Source organism: Roseburia sp. MSJ-14 (genome assembly GCF_018918225.1).
GTDB lineage: Bacteria > Bacillota > Clostridia > Lachnospirales > Lachnospiraceae > Petralouisia.
Map to the genome: position 1 here is coordinate 590,457 of NZ_JAHLQD010000008.1, position 15,452 is coordinate 605,908.

Below are 15,452 nucleotides of genomic sequence, written 5' to 3' on the forward strand. Positions count from 1 at the left end.
CTGCCCTCTTCATCCATGAAATATATTTTTGTTAATGAGAAATCCGCTCCTTGACTCCTCATTCTAACTGTTCCTTATTCTGGTTTGTTTCTAACCATCCAGGTCCAGTCGTCATAAAATCTCTCTTATATAATATTACTAAATTTTTAATCTCTTGTCTACTTTCTTTTACAATTATCTTCTTTCCTGTGACAAAAGAAATGACTGTATCTGGTGTTTCCTCTACTGATTCGATTAATTCTGCGTTTATTAGCACTTTACTACCGTTTAACTTTGTTACTTCTATCATAGAGCCCACCTCTTAACATAAATTATAGCACATTTTGGGGAATAGTGTCATATAATTCCCCAAAATGTAGCATAGAATTTTAATTTTAACGTTTCAAGTTAATTAATTCTTCCAATAATGTATCGGATGTTGTAATGATTCTGGAGTTTGCCTGGAAACCTCTCTGTGTTGTAATCATTTCAGTAAACTCAGTAGAAAGGTCTACATTTGACATTTCCAAAACCCCACTGTTCATCTTACCACCATCTGCTGTGATATCCTGTCCGATTCCATCAAACTCTCCAGAGTTCAATGTCTTCTGATAACAGTTATCTCCTACTTTTTCCAGACCGGATGGGTTAGAGAATACAGCAACTGCAATCTGTCCTAACAGTACGGTATTACCATTGTCATAGCTTCCGTAAATTTCTCCGTTTTCAGCCACCTGTAATCCGGTTAAAGCACCTAACTTTTTACCTTTTCCCTGGGTACTGTCATTAACATTACCGGTATCAATATCCATGGTACACTTTCCTGCATTATCCATGTTCTTTACAGTTGTAAAGTCTACATTGATATTTTTGAAATTGCCACCTAATGCTGCCATCTTTAAGAGTACGCTTTCCCCACCTGCTGCTCCAATGTAATTGAAAAGTCCAGTATTCTCATCAAAGTCAAGCTCATAGGTATAAGCTGTTGTATCATAGCTATAAGTTGCACTGTTTGCACCAGATGCTGTAACATTTGCCGGATCAAAGTTCTGTGCTTCTGCATCACTTAATCCAAACATACTTGCAACAGTATATTCTGTACCTGTTGCTGTAGTATACTTATGGTTTACTCCATCGTATGTTAACGCGTCACCATTGGCATCTGAAAATGTAGTACCATTATAAGTAAATCCTGCTGCTAAGTTATATGTATGTGTTGTAGTAGTAGGGTTACCGAATAAATCTGTCATTGTTCCACCATTATTTAAATAATCTGTTAAGATGGAATGGTTTGTAGAATCCAAGATATCGGAAAGTTCTACTGTATATGTTTTTGTATCTGCATTTACTGTTTTTACTGCAAACTTAGCTGTATAGCTATATCCTAATGCATCATAAAAATTCAAGTTCATGGTATAACCATCTGCACTGGTAACATTGGTATTATTAGCATCCAAAATACCACCACAAGTTGCTTCTGTTGTAGCTTCCGGGGAAGATGTTAAGTTCTTCTCCTGCATAATTCTAAGTGCAGATACAGTATCTTTTTTAATTGTTCCGGTTGCCGGATCTACTTGCCATCCCATTACATTATAACCGTTTGCCTTTGTCGCAAGGTTTCCAGCTCCGTCAATATAAAATGCTCCAGCCTTTGTGAAAAGATTTTCTGTACCATTATTTACAATAAAGAAACTATCGCCTGTTATCTTTAAATCAAATGCATCTCCTGTAGTCTGAGTTGCTCCCGGAGAAGTAATGTTTACAGATGTAGATCCTGTAGTAACACCAAGACCAATCTGTTTTGCATTGATACCACCCTTTGTCTGGGTTGCACCTGATGCGCTTGAAATTGTCTGATACATAATCTCGCTGAATGTTGTTGAGGATGATTTGAAGGCAACGGTATTTACGTTTGCAATATTGTTACCAATTACATCCATTTTTGTCTGGTGTGTTTTTAATCCTGATACACCAGAATACAATGATCTCATCATAGTGAAATGACCTCCTATACTTGTGCTGTATGGTCTTATCTGTCATTCAAAGACCTTAGCTTCCTTACGGTCCGGCTATATAATTACAGCACCATCAATATTTGTGTAAATGTTTTCTTCTGATTCGCTTTGTTCCATTGCTGTTACCACTGTTTTACTTGGCACATTTACAATAAAGGAATACGAATCTACAATCACAAGGGATTCTCTCATTCCCTTCGCTTCTGCCTTTTCCGCACCTGTCTCTAAGCGTTCTTTTTGCTCATTGGATAATTCAATATTTCTACTTTGTAAACGCTGTGATGCATGTTTGGAAAATTTCAATGTAGAACTTTCATTAACAGCCTGCTTCTGTTTTAATATTTCTCCAAAAGACAAATCCGAATAATTATTAACGGAACTTCTATTGTCCTTTTTCAGATACCGGTCTGTCACCTGTTCTATGGAAGAGAACTGATTTGAAATTTTATTCATAGCAATCTCTCCATTCTATGCTTGGGTAGTATCTCCTGTTGTATCTCCAGAAGCATCGCCCTCTGTATTGTCACCACTTCCGCTGTTGGAATCAGCAAGCATTTTTTTCAATTCTGCCTCCAAAGCTTCTAATTTTTCCAGATATGCCTTATCCAGATTATTCTGAATGTATTGTTTCTGGTAATCTGTTAAACTGTCATAGTAGTTTCGAGCTGCTTCCACTTTGTCTTTGTCTGACAATGATAATCGATTTACATTTGGTAATTTTGCTATCATATACTGGAATGCTGTTGCTGCGTTAGTTGCATCCAAATAATCTGCATCTACAACTGTATCTAAGTCATCCAAAGAATACAATCCGTTATTTATAGACAGATATGTGTTTCCATTTTCTCTTACAATATAATCTACCGGACCAGTCACATAAGTAGTTTCACCGCTTGCACTGGTTACTTTCATAATAACTGTTTTTCCTACTAAATTCGTTGCCTGTGATGTTTCCATGGTAGAATTTAAGTTTTGCATTTCTTCTAATGATGAGAAAGTTGCCAACTGTGAAATATACTCTGTGTTTGAGGTAGGTTCCAATGGATCCTGATACTTCATCTGCGCTACCAATAACTGTAAAAATGCTTCTTTATCTAAGGAACTGTTATCGGATTTTGTTACATTGGATAAAGACTGACTGGAAGCTGATGTATCCACAACTTTACCATCCTGTACTGCCTGTATAATTGCCATATTTTCTCCTTTCCTATGCAGTCAAATCTACACTGTTACCGTTATCCTGCATAATTTTTGCTACTAATGATTCTTCTTCGGACATAAGCCCTTCTAATTCATCCAACTGATTTAAATTGATACTTCTTCTGGATGTTTTCTGTGCTTCTTGTTGCTGGCTAGATGCGTGTTCCTGTTTTCCTTCCAGATTCTGTTCAAACTCATGACTTGCAATGGTAACTTCAATTGCTTCCACCTTCATTCCCTGCTGATTCATATTTTCTTTCAGCACAGCTATCTGGCTTTCCAACACCTGTTTTACTGCTTCATTCTGTGCAGCTATCTGTGCAGTAATTGCTCCTTCTTTTGATACAACCTGTAAATAAACTTTACCTAGATTTTCAGGATTCAACTGCATTTCAATGGATGATTGCGCCTGAGTTACACTGATTTTTGTCATTTGACTAATCTGACGTAAAATGTTTTCCACATCCACCTGTGTCTGTGTTACAGTCTGAACTACTTCTACTGTCTGTCCATTGTTTACCGTCTGTGTAGTTGTCTGGTAACTTACCTGTGTCTGCTGCTGACTTTTTGTTTCTGTCTGGGATTTTACTTCTGCCCCCTCAGTTTTAGAAGCACCTGTTTCTTCTTTTTCCTGACCAGTACTGTCATTTGTTTGATTGTCTGTTGTCTCAGTGGCTTGCTTTACTATTGCCTCTGTATCTGTTTGCTCTGTTGTATCATTCACTTCATTTACAACGTCAGACCCATTTTTCGCTTCTGTCTTTACAGTACTTTGCGCTTCTGTTCCCTCTGTTTCTGTTAAGGCAACATTATCCTGCACTTTTACTTCCGGCTGTAGCTGATTGTCCTCTGGTATTTGCTCTGTCTGTGACTGTTCTGGATTTTCTACAGATATATTTTCTTGTAAGGTTTCCAACTGCTCAGACAATTGCTGCATCTCTTCCGGGGTCAAATTCAGTCTTTCCTCTAACTGTTGAAACAATTCTTGCACCTGATTGGTTAATGCTTGAAAATCCGGATTTAATAGCAATTCACTTCCATCCTGACTTCCGGTCAATTCCATAACCAACTGTGTTAATTTGGTCGGGTCTGTCAAATCCAGCATATTGATTCCCAACTGCTCCATTGCCTGTACCAGCTCTTCTTCCGATACATCCAACTTGTCTTTCAACACATCTTTTATTTCATTGGTGATTGTGTCTATCTGTTTGTTGGCATCTTTTGGCAATTTACTTACAATATTGGAATTACTTTGTTTTACAAAGCTGGTACCCTTGAAGTTATTTTGTGCTGTTTCTTTTTCATAAACAACCTGATTACTTCCAGTAGAAACCGTATTATTGCCAATCTGACTTGTCCATGCATATTGCTGTTCATAGCCTTTGCTGGCAGTTTGTGCTAACATTGTTCCAAATGCAGCTTCTGTTGTTTTTGAAGTCCCGTTTGTAGAGGACATCCCTTGCAATCCCTGCAACATTGCTGATAATTGTGCAACTTTCGTATCTGTCACTTCTTTTCCTCCTTTCTTCTTTATTTTATTTATTCTTAAGGTTCCATGATTTTTGTGATTCGGGCTGCTATCTCCGAATCCATGGCTCCCAGAATAGCACTTCTATCGGCAGTTTTCATATTTTGTAAAATTTTTGCTACTAACTCCAGATTATCTGTCATCTGTTCCATAATAGCTGCTGCCTGTTTTGGTTTCATTTGAGCATAAGTATCTGCATACTCCTGAATCTGGCTGTCTGCCTGTTCCTGCTCTACTACCTGTTTATACAAACTTTCCGCATTTGCCGGATCAATACTTTCGTAATAAGCTTTATACTCACTAATGTCTGGCGCTTTGTCTCCAAAAACAACTTCTTGATAAAACTTTGTTTTTTCTTCTTCAAAAGCCGCTTGCTGTTCTTCATAAGTTTTCAGTCTTGCCACTTCTGCTTCTAAATCTGCCACATTATCAGAGCTTGCATTAGTCTGTGATTGTGCATCTGCTAATTGAACTTCCAGTTCTTTAATTCTTGCGATTGCTTCATCCAATGTTGTATAAGGATATTGTGCATCCACTGTTTCTTCTTTTGCTGTATCCGGAAGAATTTTATTGATATATGGAACGTCTTTTAAAATCGGTTGCAGTACCGTAGAACCAAATCCTCCAATATCAGCCTTGATTACAAGTGCCAGAATTCCAAGCCATACAACAATGAAAGCGATTGTAGCAATAACAACTGCTATCCGACTTCCGCCACTTTCTTCTTCGCCGTCCTCTTTTTCTTTCTTTTTTGCCTTCTTTTCCTCTTTTTTTCTTGCTTTAGCGGCTTTTTTTCCTTCTTTTTTATCTACTTCTACGTTATCTTCTTCCTGTTCCATTACATCTTCTGCTGCCATGTTGCTCACCACCCTATTTATTTTCGGCATGATTATGGGTAAAACTTACCAGTTCATCCACTGCCTTGCTTTCTTCTTTTTCTATTTCTTTTTTAAATTCATCAAAAGCCTTTTCTTTTAACTTTTCATGGGTTTTTCTTTCTATCATTACTTCCTGTAAATGTTTTCTTGCACTTTCCAAATTTCTTTGTGCAATATGTACTGCAAGTGTCTGGCTTCGTATGGCCCCCTTCATATTTTCGATTGCTGCACGATTCACCTTGATTGCCTGAAAATTAAGTCTATCCTTTACCAGCTCTCGTGCTTCCTCTTCATAACTCAGTTTTCGCAAGTTTAATTCCGCCAGCTTTTCTTCTTCTTTATTTAAGTTGGCTGCTGCGATAGAAAAAGAGGTCTTTGCCTGAGTTTCCAGCTTATATTTAACATCAAGAATATTTTGCATTCTATATATAAACTTTGCCATATGTCACTTTCCTTATCATTTTTCCCATTTTAAAACAAGGCTTCTAATTGCTCCAAAATTTCTTCAAAGGAGAATTTTTCATGTGTTCGCTGTAATAAAAACTCATTTACACTATCTATTTTTTCAATAGCATAATCAATGTTGCTATTTGAGCCTTTTTTATAAGCACCAATATTGATTAAGTCTTCCGCTTCCTGATAGGTAGCCAGTACATTTTTCAATTTTCCTGCTGCTTCTTTATGTTCTGAATCTACAATAGAACTCATAACACGAGAAATACTTTGTAATACATCAATTGCCGGATAATGATTTTTATGTGCCAACTTTCTATCTAACATAATATGACCGTCCAAAATACTTCTTGCTGTATCCGTGATTGGTTCGTTAAAATCATCTCCGTCTACTAATACTGTATATAATCCGGTAATGGAACCTTTGTCCGAAGTACCGGCTCTTTCCAAAAGTTTAGGCATTTCTGAATATACACTTGGTGGATATCCTCTGGTTACCGGTGGTTCCCCGGAAGCCAACCCAATCTCTCTTTGTGCCATAGAAAAACGTGTTAAAGAGTCCATCATTAAAAGAACATCTTTTCCTTGGTCTCTGAAATATTCCGCTATGGCAGTAGCTGTTTTTGCAGCTTTGTTACGAATCAATGCCGGTCTATCCGATGTAGCAACAATTACAACGGAACGTTTCATTCCTTCTTCGCCCATATCTCTTTCGATAAATTCTCGAACTTCTCTTCCGCGTTCTCCAATCAATGCAATTACATTGATATCCGCTTTCGTATTACGAGCAAACATACCAAGCAACGTACTCTTACCTACACCAGAACCAGCAAAAATTCCTATTCTCTGCCCTTTTCCTACCGTAATAAGTCCATCTACTGCCTTTACTCCCAGTGGAAGCGCTTCATCAATAATCTTTCGTGCCATCGGGTCCGGCGGGGCAGCTTCTACCGGATATTCGCTTCTGGTAAGTAATTCATCAACATCTGTCGGTCTTCCCATACCATCAAGTGTATGTCCTAACAATTCCTCTCCTACCGGAATAGTTAAAGGATGTCCCGTATTTTCAACGATACATCCTACTCCCAGACCTTCCACATTATCATACGGCATAAGGAGTAAACGCTTATCACGAAATCCAACCACCTCTGCCATTACAGAAATATCTTTTTGTGAATCAATGATAATGCGACATAAGTCGTTTAATTTTGCGCTTGGTCCTACCGACTCTATTGTAAGACCTACAATCTTTACAACTTTTCCCAAATTTTTGTAAAACTTATTTTCTGTTAACTGATGATATTTCTCGATATTATATTCCACGCTATCTATCCTCGCAAACTTAAGCTTCGTAACGCCTTAATCAGATTTTCAAGTTGTACATCTCTTCCACAATCAAAAATGCCTGCATCTGTTTCAATGATACATTGTCCATCTTTCATATTGGCATCTGTCATAAGTTCTACTTTTACCGAAGAACCTACTTTTTCTCGAATTTCATCTATATGTTTCTCTAAAAAGTCAGCATCTTCTTCTCCAACTTTTATTCGAAATTCTTTTGCATCTTCAATCCCCAGAATAGTCTTTTGTATAAGATAAATTAAAATATCTTTCTTGTCATCAAATTGCACATGAAATACTTGTTCAAACACATCTGCAATTACATCTACCAATTTTGGTTCTAATCCCTCTAACTGGCGTTGATAATCTGCCTGCATTTCTTGTTTTTCATTTTCTATTTGGTGGCGAAGTTCGCTTAACTCTTCCTGTGCCTGTTGTCGTCCTTCCGAAAGTCCTTGTTGATGTCCTTCTTCCTGTGCTTGATTGCGAATTTCTTCTGCCTGGCTCTTAGCGGTATTTAAAATTTCTTCCGCCTGTTCATTGGCTTGTTTGAGAATTTCTTCTACTTGAACCGTTTTTTGTTCTGTCGTTTCTTCTGTAGAAGATACTTCTTCCTTCGGGACTACTTCAACCGCTTCCATGTTCAATCCTGCCACAAATCCATCATTTTCTGGCAACGGTTGGAATTCTTGCTGCTTCGCTAATTCTTCTAGTTTTTCCTCTATCAGCGCATTAGAATTAATAATTCTTGCATTTTTCTCGTCAGTCACCACATATCTTTGCTTGTACAAATTAGACAACGATTTCGTCACCTCCACCTCTGGAGATTACAATTTCTGCTGAATCTTCCAGTTTACGGATAATACCAACTATCTTCTGCTGCGCTTCTTCCACGTCTTTCATTCGTACAGGACCCATGAATTCCATATCTTCTTTAATCATAGCCGCCAAACGTTTCGACATGTTTTTAAAGATAACATTTTGTACTTCTTCATTTGCCGCCTTTAATGCAACTCCTAAATCATTGTTATCCACATCGCGAAGTACACGCTGGATTGCTCTGTCATCCAAAAGAAGAATATCTTCAAATACAAACATCTTCTTACGGATTTCATCTGCCAATTCAGGTTCTTCAATTTCCAGAGATTCCATAATGTGTTTCTCAGTTGCTCTATCTACTGTATTCAAAATACCTACAATAGCATCTACACCGCCCACAATGGTGTAATCCTGATTTACTAAAGAAGAAAGTTTTCTTTCCAACACTCTTTCCACTTCCTTGATAACATCCGGTGATGTACGATCCATCAATGCGATACGTTTTGCTACGTCCGCCTGTTTTTCCGGTGGTAACGCACCAATAATCATTGCCGCTTGTCCGGCAGAAAGGTAAGACAAAATCATTGCAATCGTCTGTGGATGTTCATCCTGAATAAAGTTCAACAATTGACTTGGTTCTGTTTTTCGAACAAACTCGAAAGGTCGTACCTGTAAAGATGCTGTCAGTTTTGAAATGACGTTTTGAGCTTTTTCTTCTCCCAACGCTTTTTCCAGTAATTCCTTCGCATAACCAATACCACCTTCTGCAATATACTGTTGCGCCAAGCATACTTGATAAAACTCATTTAAAATATCTTCTTTTGTCTGAGGAGCCACACTTCTGGTATTGGCAATTTCCAGTGTCAACTCTTCAATTTCTTCTTCCTTCAGATGCTTAAAAATAGAGGCTGACTTTTCTGGTCCTAATGTAATCAGCAATATTGCCGCTTTCTGAACTCCGTTAAATTCTTCTGATTTACCTGCCATTGCTTATTCCCACTCCTCGTTTAACCAGTTTCTAAGTAATGAAGCTGCTGCTTCCGGATTTTCATCCACAAATTTTTCTATTAAAATACGCGTTTCAGACTTTTCTGCAAATCCAATATCTTCCAGTGTATCCTGTGCTTCCTTTGTAGAAGAAAGTAATGATTCTACAGAAAGTTCCGGTTCTACTTCTTCCAGTTTTTCTTTTCTTGTACTTCTAAATACTACAAACCCAAGCATCAGCATAATTAGTGCCGCAATAATTACCGGAAGGTAATCCATGATACCTTTTCCGCTATTATCTGAATAATTAAAGAACGGTACTTCATATGCTACAATTTTAATATTATCTTCCGAAAAGCCTGTTGCTCGAGATACCATTTCAATAAAGTCCTGATCCACATCCAGTTTCTTCTTGTCACGATTCTGAGCCACAAATTCATCAAATGTCATGTTATCCAGTTCACCACTTGCTTTCAGGGCATCCTCGTCATAAACATGATACTGTGTTGCTACTAATGTCAAAGAAGAAGCATCATAATCAATATTTCCAATTGCTCCTTTGGTATCTGTGATTTTCTCACTTGTTTTATACTGTCTGGTCTGATCTGTGGTAGTTGATGATTCTACATTGTTATCTTGAATCATGTATGTTGTACCATCATTTGAATCGGTTCCAGGCACTCCACCGGAGCCACCAGTTGTCTCATTTTCATAATTACTTTCAGAATCAATCGGTCCGTGTTCCTCGCCATCTTCTGTATAGTACTGATGATCCGTTGTGTTGGTCTGATTGAAACTCATAACCAAATTTGGTGCTACTGACACATTATCATATACACTTGTTCCAAGTACAACTTCTTTTACTTTGGACTTCAGCATATTTTCTGCTTTACTCTGATAAGAAAGTTGAGAAGTAGCCGTTCCCAATGTACTACTGGAATCAGCTCCCATAAACAATGTATTTCCTGCTGTATCCATAATCGAAACATTGTTAGTGTCATCATCTCCGATTGCTGTTGCAATCCATTTTGCAAGTCCGGCTGCTGTTTCCTCATCAATTGCATTTTTATCTGTTAAAGTCAAAGTAACTGCAGCATATGTATCTTGTTCATTTGCCAAAATCGTCCCATCATCTACCGGCATATTTAATTTTACTTTTGCCGTTTTAACCGCATCCTGTGCCTCCAATTGTTCTGCAATCTGCTCTTCCAGATAAAGCTGATACTTTTTAGACTTATCCGCTTCCGTCGTACTAAAACCACCATCGAACACATTACTCAATTCGTATGTTGTTGCAGGAATTCCGTTTTCACCAAGTAAAATTGCCGCATCTGCCTGATCTTTTGAGCTGACTTTGAATATCAATCCATCATCTGATGTTTCGTAGCTAATTCCTTCATTGGACAGTAAATCTTTTACTTGTCCTGCTTCTTTTGTGTTTTCACATTCTCTGATTGTAACCATCGTAGGTGTTGTAACAACTTTTCCCACAATAACTAATCCGATAATAACAAATACTGCTATACTGGCAATCAATGTTTTTTGTTTTACTGAAAATTTGTTCCACCATTCCAATACTTTCTTTGGAATTTCTTTTATTTTATCCATTTGCTTCTCCTACTCACTTGTTGCATAATTTTATATCTGCATATTCATAATTTCCTTATATGCTTCCAACATTCTATCACGCACTGCGATTGTATAATTTAATGCAATATCTGCCTTTTCCTGAATATTCTGCAAATCATGAGTATTCGTTGCATACCCTAACATAAACTGCATCTCTGCTTCTTCTGCCTGGTTTTGTAAGCTACTCGTTTCATTCAGCATGTCCTTTGCCGACTGTAACACGCTGCTAAAGCTCGTGTCCTCTGTCTTAAGGTTTTGATTTTCAATTGCCGCATTCTTAATGTAGCTGGAATCAATTCCTGTTAATGATGCTATATCCATTTAAAACGCCTCCTAAAAATTATTTTCCAAGTTCGAGTCCCTTTAATGCGATAGCCTTACTTGTCTGGAACGCAGTCACATTTGCTTCATAAGACCGGCTTGCATCTATCATATTTGTCATTTCCGTTACAATATTTACATTCGGATATGACACATATCCGTCTTCATCCGCATCTGGATGTGACGGATCATATTTCTTTATGTAATCAGATGTTGTATCTTCTCTTACACTGGATACTTTTACACCATTTCCTAAATATGATTCTCTCGTATTATTCAGTACTTTACTGAACGGAGTTACATCCTTTTCCTGGAAAGTAACAATTTTTCTTCTGTATGGAGTTCCATCTTCTGTTCTCGTGGTATTTACATTCGCAACGTTTTCTGAAATAACATCCATTCGGAAACGTTGTGCTGTCATACCTGATGCATTAATATTAAAAGATTGAAATAATGACATTTTAAATTCCTCCTAAAACCATATCATCTTACTTATTTGCTACTTAATTACACTTTTAATTCTGGCATATTCACTAGACATACTGTTAATCAAAGCTGTATAGCGAATCTGTGTGGATGCCAACTCTGCATATTCCTGATCCGGATCTACATTGTTTTCATCCAGTCGATAAGAATAATTAGATGAATCTGTATAGGTCTCAACATTTAAATGATTCATATGTAAATTTTTAACTTTGTCATCCAAGGATGTGTATTTGGACTTATTCAATTCTCTTTCAAGAGTTCCTTCAAAATTCACATCTTGTCTTTTGTACCCCGGTGTACTCTGATTGCTTATATTATTACTAATAGCCGTCTGTCTTAACCATGTAGCATCTGCTGCTTTATCCATAACATTAATATAGTTGTAAATATCACTGCTAAACATCCCTCTTACTCCTTTCATCTTTTAGTACTATAAACCTATTTTTATTATAAATTATCTATACAATTTTGCAAGTATTTTTTTCGTTCTTTTTGTTTTTTTTTACATGATATTGTAGTATTTTGTCGATTTAAACACAAGTCGCAGTAAATTATACTCCATACATTTTCTTTTATCTACTATGGAGCTCCATACATATTTATATGGAGTATGGTATGGATTGTATTATGGAGTGAGATATGGAGTATCTTTCAAAGGCTAAAGAATCCTCTTGTCAGACTCTTTTGCACCCCAGCGGTGTTATTTATGACTAATTTCTTCTCTGCGCGGTGTACTTTCTTAGGGGAACGTTTTTTATGCAATAGGACGCAATTTCCTATTGCATAAAAAAGGAGATTCACAGCTATGCCATAAATCTCCAGTCAACACTAATTATGTTTCATATTTTGCTTTTTTACTTTTTCTAATTCATCAAATACTACGTCATTCAATACCTTTATATAAGTACCTTTCATACCTGATGAACGTGATTCTATCACGCCTGCGCTTTCAAACTTACGCAATGCATTTACAATTACGCTTCGGGTAATACCTACACGGTCTGCAATTTTACTTGCTACCAATATTCCTTCCTTACCATCCATCTCGTCAAAAATATGGGTGATTGCTTCCAATTCAGAAAACGAAAGTGTACTAATAGCGGAACGTACAATCTGTACTTTTCGGCTCTCTTCTGCACTCTCTTCATTCACAGAACGCATCATTTCCAATCCCACTACTGTTGTACCATACTCACTTAAAATAATATCATCAATATCATACTGTTTTTCTAAACGATATACAAAAAGAGTTCCAAGTCGTTCTCCCGCAATATCTATCGGTGTAATAATTGCACGATATTTTTTTACATCTTCGGATACAAATCCCAAAGTCTCTAAATTTACATTTTCTTTTGTAGATAAAATTCCAAGAAGACGTTCATTTAATAACGGATCAATAAAGCCGCCTACCTCATCTGCAATCAGCTCTGTAATTTCCTCTGTTCCGTCACAGACACTGGTTCCTAACACTTTTCCTTTCTTACTTATCACTAAGATATTAGAATCCAAAATCTCTGTTAGCACTTCGCAAATATCATTAAATACCACTTTCGAGGAATTATTATTGTGCAACAGTTTATTTATCTTTCTTGTCTTGTCCAACAACTGAACGCTCATAATACACCTCCTATTTGTCATTATAAAGCTTTAGACTTTTTTGTATTTTACCACCTTTTCCGTGGAAATTCAATAAGTTTTCTAACTATTTCTGTTTTTCTTTTTCTTTTTCTTTCACAAATCCGCATTGTGCATCTGCACACACTAATTTATTTCCTTTTTCTACCATGTAGCCACCACACTCCGGACACTTTTCTTTGGATGGTTTCTGCCATGACATAAAGTCACATTCCGGATTTGCTTCACAACCGTAATATTTTCTTCCTTTTTTCGTTTTCTTCAATACTACTTCTTTTCCGCATTTCGGACAGCTTACACCGATTTTTTCTAAATACGGTTTGGTATTTTTACACTCCGGAAATCCCGGACACGCCAAGAACTTACCGTGTGGTCCATATTTTACTACCATATTTCTGCCACATAATTCGCAGATAACATCGGTTACTTCATCTTCTATTTTAACTTTTTCTAAATCTTTTTCTGCTGCCTGTACTGCATGTTCCAAATCAGGATAGAAATTGCTGACAACTGTTTTCCACGGTATCGCACCTTCTGCTACTTTATCCAATAACGACTCCATATTAGCAGTAAATCGCTCATCAACAATTTCCGGAAATGCTTCTACCATAATATTATTAACTGCCTCACCCAGCTCGGTAATATAAAGATTTTTATTTTCTTTTACAATATAACGCCTTGCCAACAATGTGGTAATGGTCGGTGCATAGGTACTTGGTCTTCCGATTCCCAGTTCTTCTAATGTTTTTACCAGAGACGCCTCTGTAAAATGTGCCGGCGGCTGTGTAAAATGCTGTTTTTCTTCTAAATCTTTTAATTCCAGCTTTGTATCAGTATCTACCGACTTCAACAACAGGTTATTTTCGCCCTTTTCGTCTTCATCACTGGTATATACTGACATAAATCCTTCAAATACGATTTTAGAAGCGGACACATGAAAACGATACTCTCCTGCTCCGATTTTAATAGATGTGGTTTCATATACGGCACTGCTCATTCTGCTTGCTGCAAATCGTTTCCAAATCAACTGATATAAACGGAACTGGTCTCGACTTAATGATTCCTTTACCATAACCGGTGTTCTTGTAATGTCAGATGGTCTGATTGCTTCATGGGCATCTTGAATCTTCGCATTGGACTTTTTCGCATTTTCTTCGTTTTTCGCAGTATACTTTTCACCATAAGCATTGGTAATGTACTCTCTTGCAGCTGCATCTGCCTCTTCTGAAATACGCACGGAATCTGTTCTTAAGTAAGTAATCAAACCTACGGTTCCCTGTCCCTTGATATCAATTCCTTCGTACAACTGCTGGGCTAAACGCATTGTTTTCTGAGTTGAAAAATTTAATGCTTTTGCTGCTTCCTGCTGTAAGGTACTGGTAGTAAATGGAAGTGGTGCTTTTTTCACACGTTCTGATTTTTTCACATCTACCACCTGATATTTTTCCTTTTTCAGGCTTTCTACAATTTTGTCCAGCTCTTCTCTTGAACTTATGTCCATTTTCCCTTTTTCATTGCCATAGAACTTGGCTGCCAACAGCTTTTTTTCTCCCGGTATTGCGAACTGTGCGTCCAAACTCCAGTACTCTTCCGGGATAAATGCATTGATTTCTTCCTCTCTATCGCAAATGATTCGAAGTGCCACTGACTGTACACGACCTGCACTTAATCCACGTTTTACTTTTGCCCATAATACCGGACTGATTCGATATCCCACCATACGGTCTAACATACGTCTTGTTTGTTGCGCATCTACCAGATTCATATCAATATCTCTTGCCTGTTTTAAAGATGTCTTTACCGCATTCTTGGTAATTTCATTAAAGCTGATACGATATACATTTTTATTTTCTTCTAATTTCAACGCCTTTGATAAATGCCATGAAATTGCTTCTCCTTCACGGTCGGGGTCCGTTGCCAGATAAATTTTATCAGCTTTTTTTACTTCTTTACGCAATTTTGCCAATATATCACCTTTTCCTCGAATGGTAATATATTTTGGTTCATAATCGTGCTCTACATCAATTCCAAGCTGACTTTTCGGTAAGTCGCGGACATGCCCGTTAGACGCTGCTACTTCATAGTTTTTTCCTAAAAATTTTTTAATAGTCTTCACCTTTGCCGGTGACTCCACAATTACAAGATATTTCGCCATGTGCCTACTCCTTTATATATTGCCCC

16 protein-coding genes are annotated in these 15,452 nt (G+C 37.3%); all 16 read right to left on the minus strand.

All coding sequences use genetic code 11. The annotated features are described in order from the left end of the window. Positions 1-58: 58 nt before the first annotated feature. On the minus strand, positions 59-289 hold the full coding sequence (locus KQI83_RS05265; RefSeq protein WP_216555229.1) for a flagellar FlbD family protein: 231 nt from the start codon (positions 287-289) through the stop codon (positions 59-61). 85 nt (positions 290-374) lie between these two features. Continuing rightward, positions 375-1,973, minus strand: coding sequence for a flagellar hook protein FlgE (locus tag KQI83_RS05270; protein WP_216555230.1), 1,599 nt, complete (start codon positions 1,971-1,973; stop codon positions 375-377). Between the two features lie 75 nt (positions 1,974-2,048). Next, entirely contained in the window at positions 2,049-2,447 is a 399-nt protein-coding gene (locus KQI83_RS05275) for a TIGR02530 family flagellar biosynthesis protein (RefSeq protein WP_216555231.1), read from the minus strand. 15 nt (positions 2,448-2,462) lie between these two features. Continuing rightward, a complete protein-coding gene (locus tag KQI83_RS05280) occupies positions 2,463-3,188 on the minus strand; it encodes a flagellar hook assembly protein FlgD (RefSeq protein ID WP_216555232.1) in 726 nt (241 codons plus the stop codon). Positions 3,189-3,201: 13 nt separating this feature from the next. Then, complete coding sequence (locus KQI83_RS17040) at positions 3,202-4,704, minus strand: flagellar hook-length control protein FliK (protein ID WP_216555233.1); 1,503 nt, start codon at positions 4,702-4,704, stop codon at positions 3,202-3,204. A 35-nt stretch (positions 4,705-4,739) separates the two neighbouring features. Continuing rightward, entirely contained in the window at positions 4,740-5,579 is an 840-nt protein-coding gene (locus KQI83_RS05290; RefSeq protein WP_253295492.1) for a MotE family protein, read from the minus strand. 13 nt (positions 5,580-5,592) lie between these two features. Next, the gene (gene fliJ / locus KQI83_RS05295) at positions 5,593-6,042 is read right to left on the minus strand and encodes a flagellar export protein FliJ (RefSeq protein WP_216555234.1); all 450 of its coding nucleotides are present in this window, start codon (positions 6,040-6,042) and stop codon (positions 5,593-5,595) included. A 29-nt stretch (positions 6,043-6,071) separates the two neighbouring features. Continuing rightward, positions 6,072-7,376 carry a flagellar protein export ATPase FliI gene (gene fliI / locus KQI83_RS05300; RefSeq protein ID WP_216555235.1) on the minus strand — a complete coding sequence of 435 codons (1,305 nt, stop codon included), beginning with the start codon at positions 7,374-7,376 and terminating at the stop codon, positions 6,072-6,074. Positions 7,377-7,381: 5 nt separating this feature from the next. Continuing rightward, positions 7,382-8,194 (minus strand): FliH/SctL family protein, encoded by an 813-nt coding sequence (locus tag KQI83_RS05305; RefSeq protein ID WP_253295493.1) that lies wholly within the window; start codon positions 8,192-8,194, stop codon positions 7,382-7,384. Further along, positions 8,187-9,200: a flagellar motor switch protein FliG gene (gene fliG, locus KQI83_RS05310; protein ID WP_216555236.1), complete on the minus strand. Its 1,014-nt coding sequence runs from the start codon at positions 9,198-9,200 to the stop codon at positions 8,187-8,189. The genes KQI83_RS05305 and fliG overlap by 8 nt, the downstream gene beginning before the upstream one ends. 3 nt (positions 9,201-9,203) lie before the next feature. Beyond that, positions 9,204-10,808: a flagellar basal-body MS-ring/collar protein FliF gene (gene fliF, locus KQI83_RS05315; RefSeq protein WP_216555238.1), complete on the minus strand. Its 1,605-nt coding sequence runs from the start codon at positions 10,806-10,808 to the stop codon at positions 9,204-9,206. 30 nt (positions 10,809-10,838) lie between these two features. After that, positions 10,839-11,150: a flagellar hook-basal body complex protein FliE gene (locus tag KQI83_RS05320; RefSeq protein ID WP_216555240.1), complete on the minus strand. Its 312-nt coding sequence runs from the start codon at positions 11,148-11,150 to the stop codon at positions 10,839-10,841. Positions 11,151-11,169: 19 nt separating this feature from the next. Continuing rightward, a complete protein-coding gene (flgC, locus tag KQI83_RS05325; protein ID WP_216555241.1) occupies positions 11,170-11,610 on the minus strand; it encodes a flagellar basal body rod protein FlgC in 441 nt (146 codons plus the stop codon). Positions 11,611-11,649: 39 nt separating this feature from the next. Beyond that, the gene (gene flgB, locus KQI83_RS05330; protein ID WP_216555242.1) at positions 11,650-12,039 is read right to left on the minus strand and encodes a flagellar basal body rod protein FlgB; all 390 of its coding nucleotides are present in this window, start codon (positions 12,037-12,039) and stop codon (positions 11,650-11,652) included. 425 nt (positions 12,040-12,464) lie between these two features. Beyond that, positions 12,465-13,253: a GTP-sensing pleiotropic transcriptional regulator CodY gene (gene codY, locus KQI83_RS05335; RefSeq protein ID WP_216555243.1), complete on the minus strand. Its 789-nt coding sequence runs from the start codon at positions 13,251-13,253 to the stop codon at positions 12,465-12,467. A gap of 85 nt (positions 13,254-13,338) precedes the next feature. Then, positions 13,339-15,426, minus strand: coding sequence for a type I DNA topoisomerase (gene topA, locus KQI83_RS05340; RefSeq protein ID WP_216555244.1), 2,088 nt, complete (start codon positions 15,424-15,426; stop codon positions 13,339-13,341). Positions 15,427-15,452 lie beyond the last annotated feature (26 nt).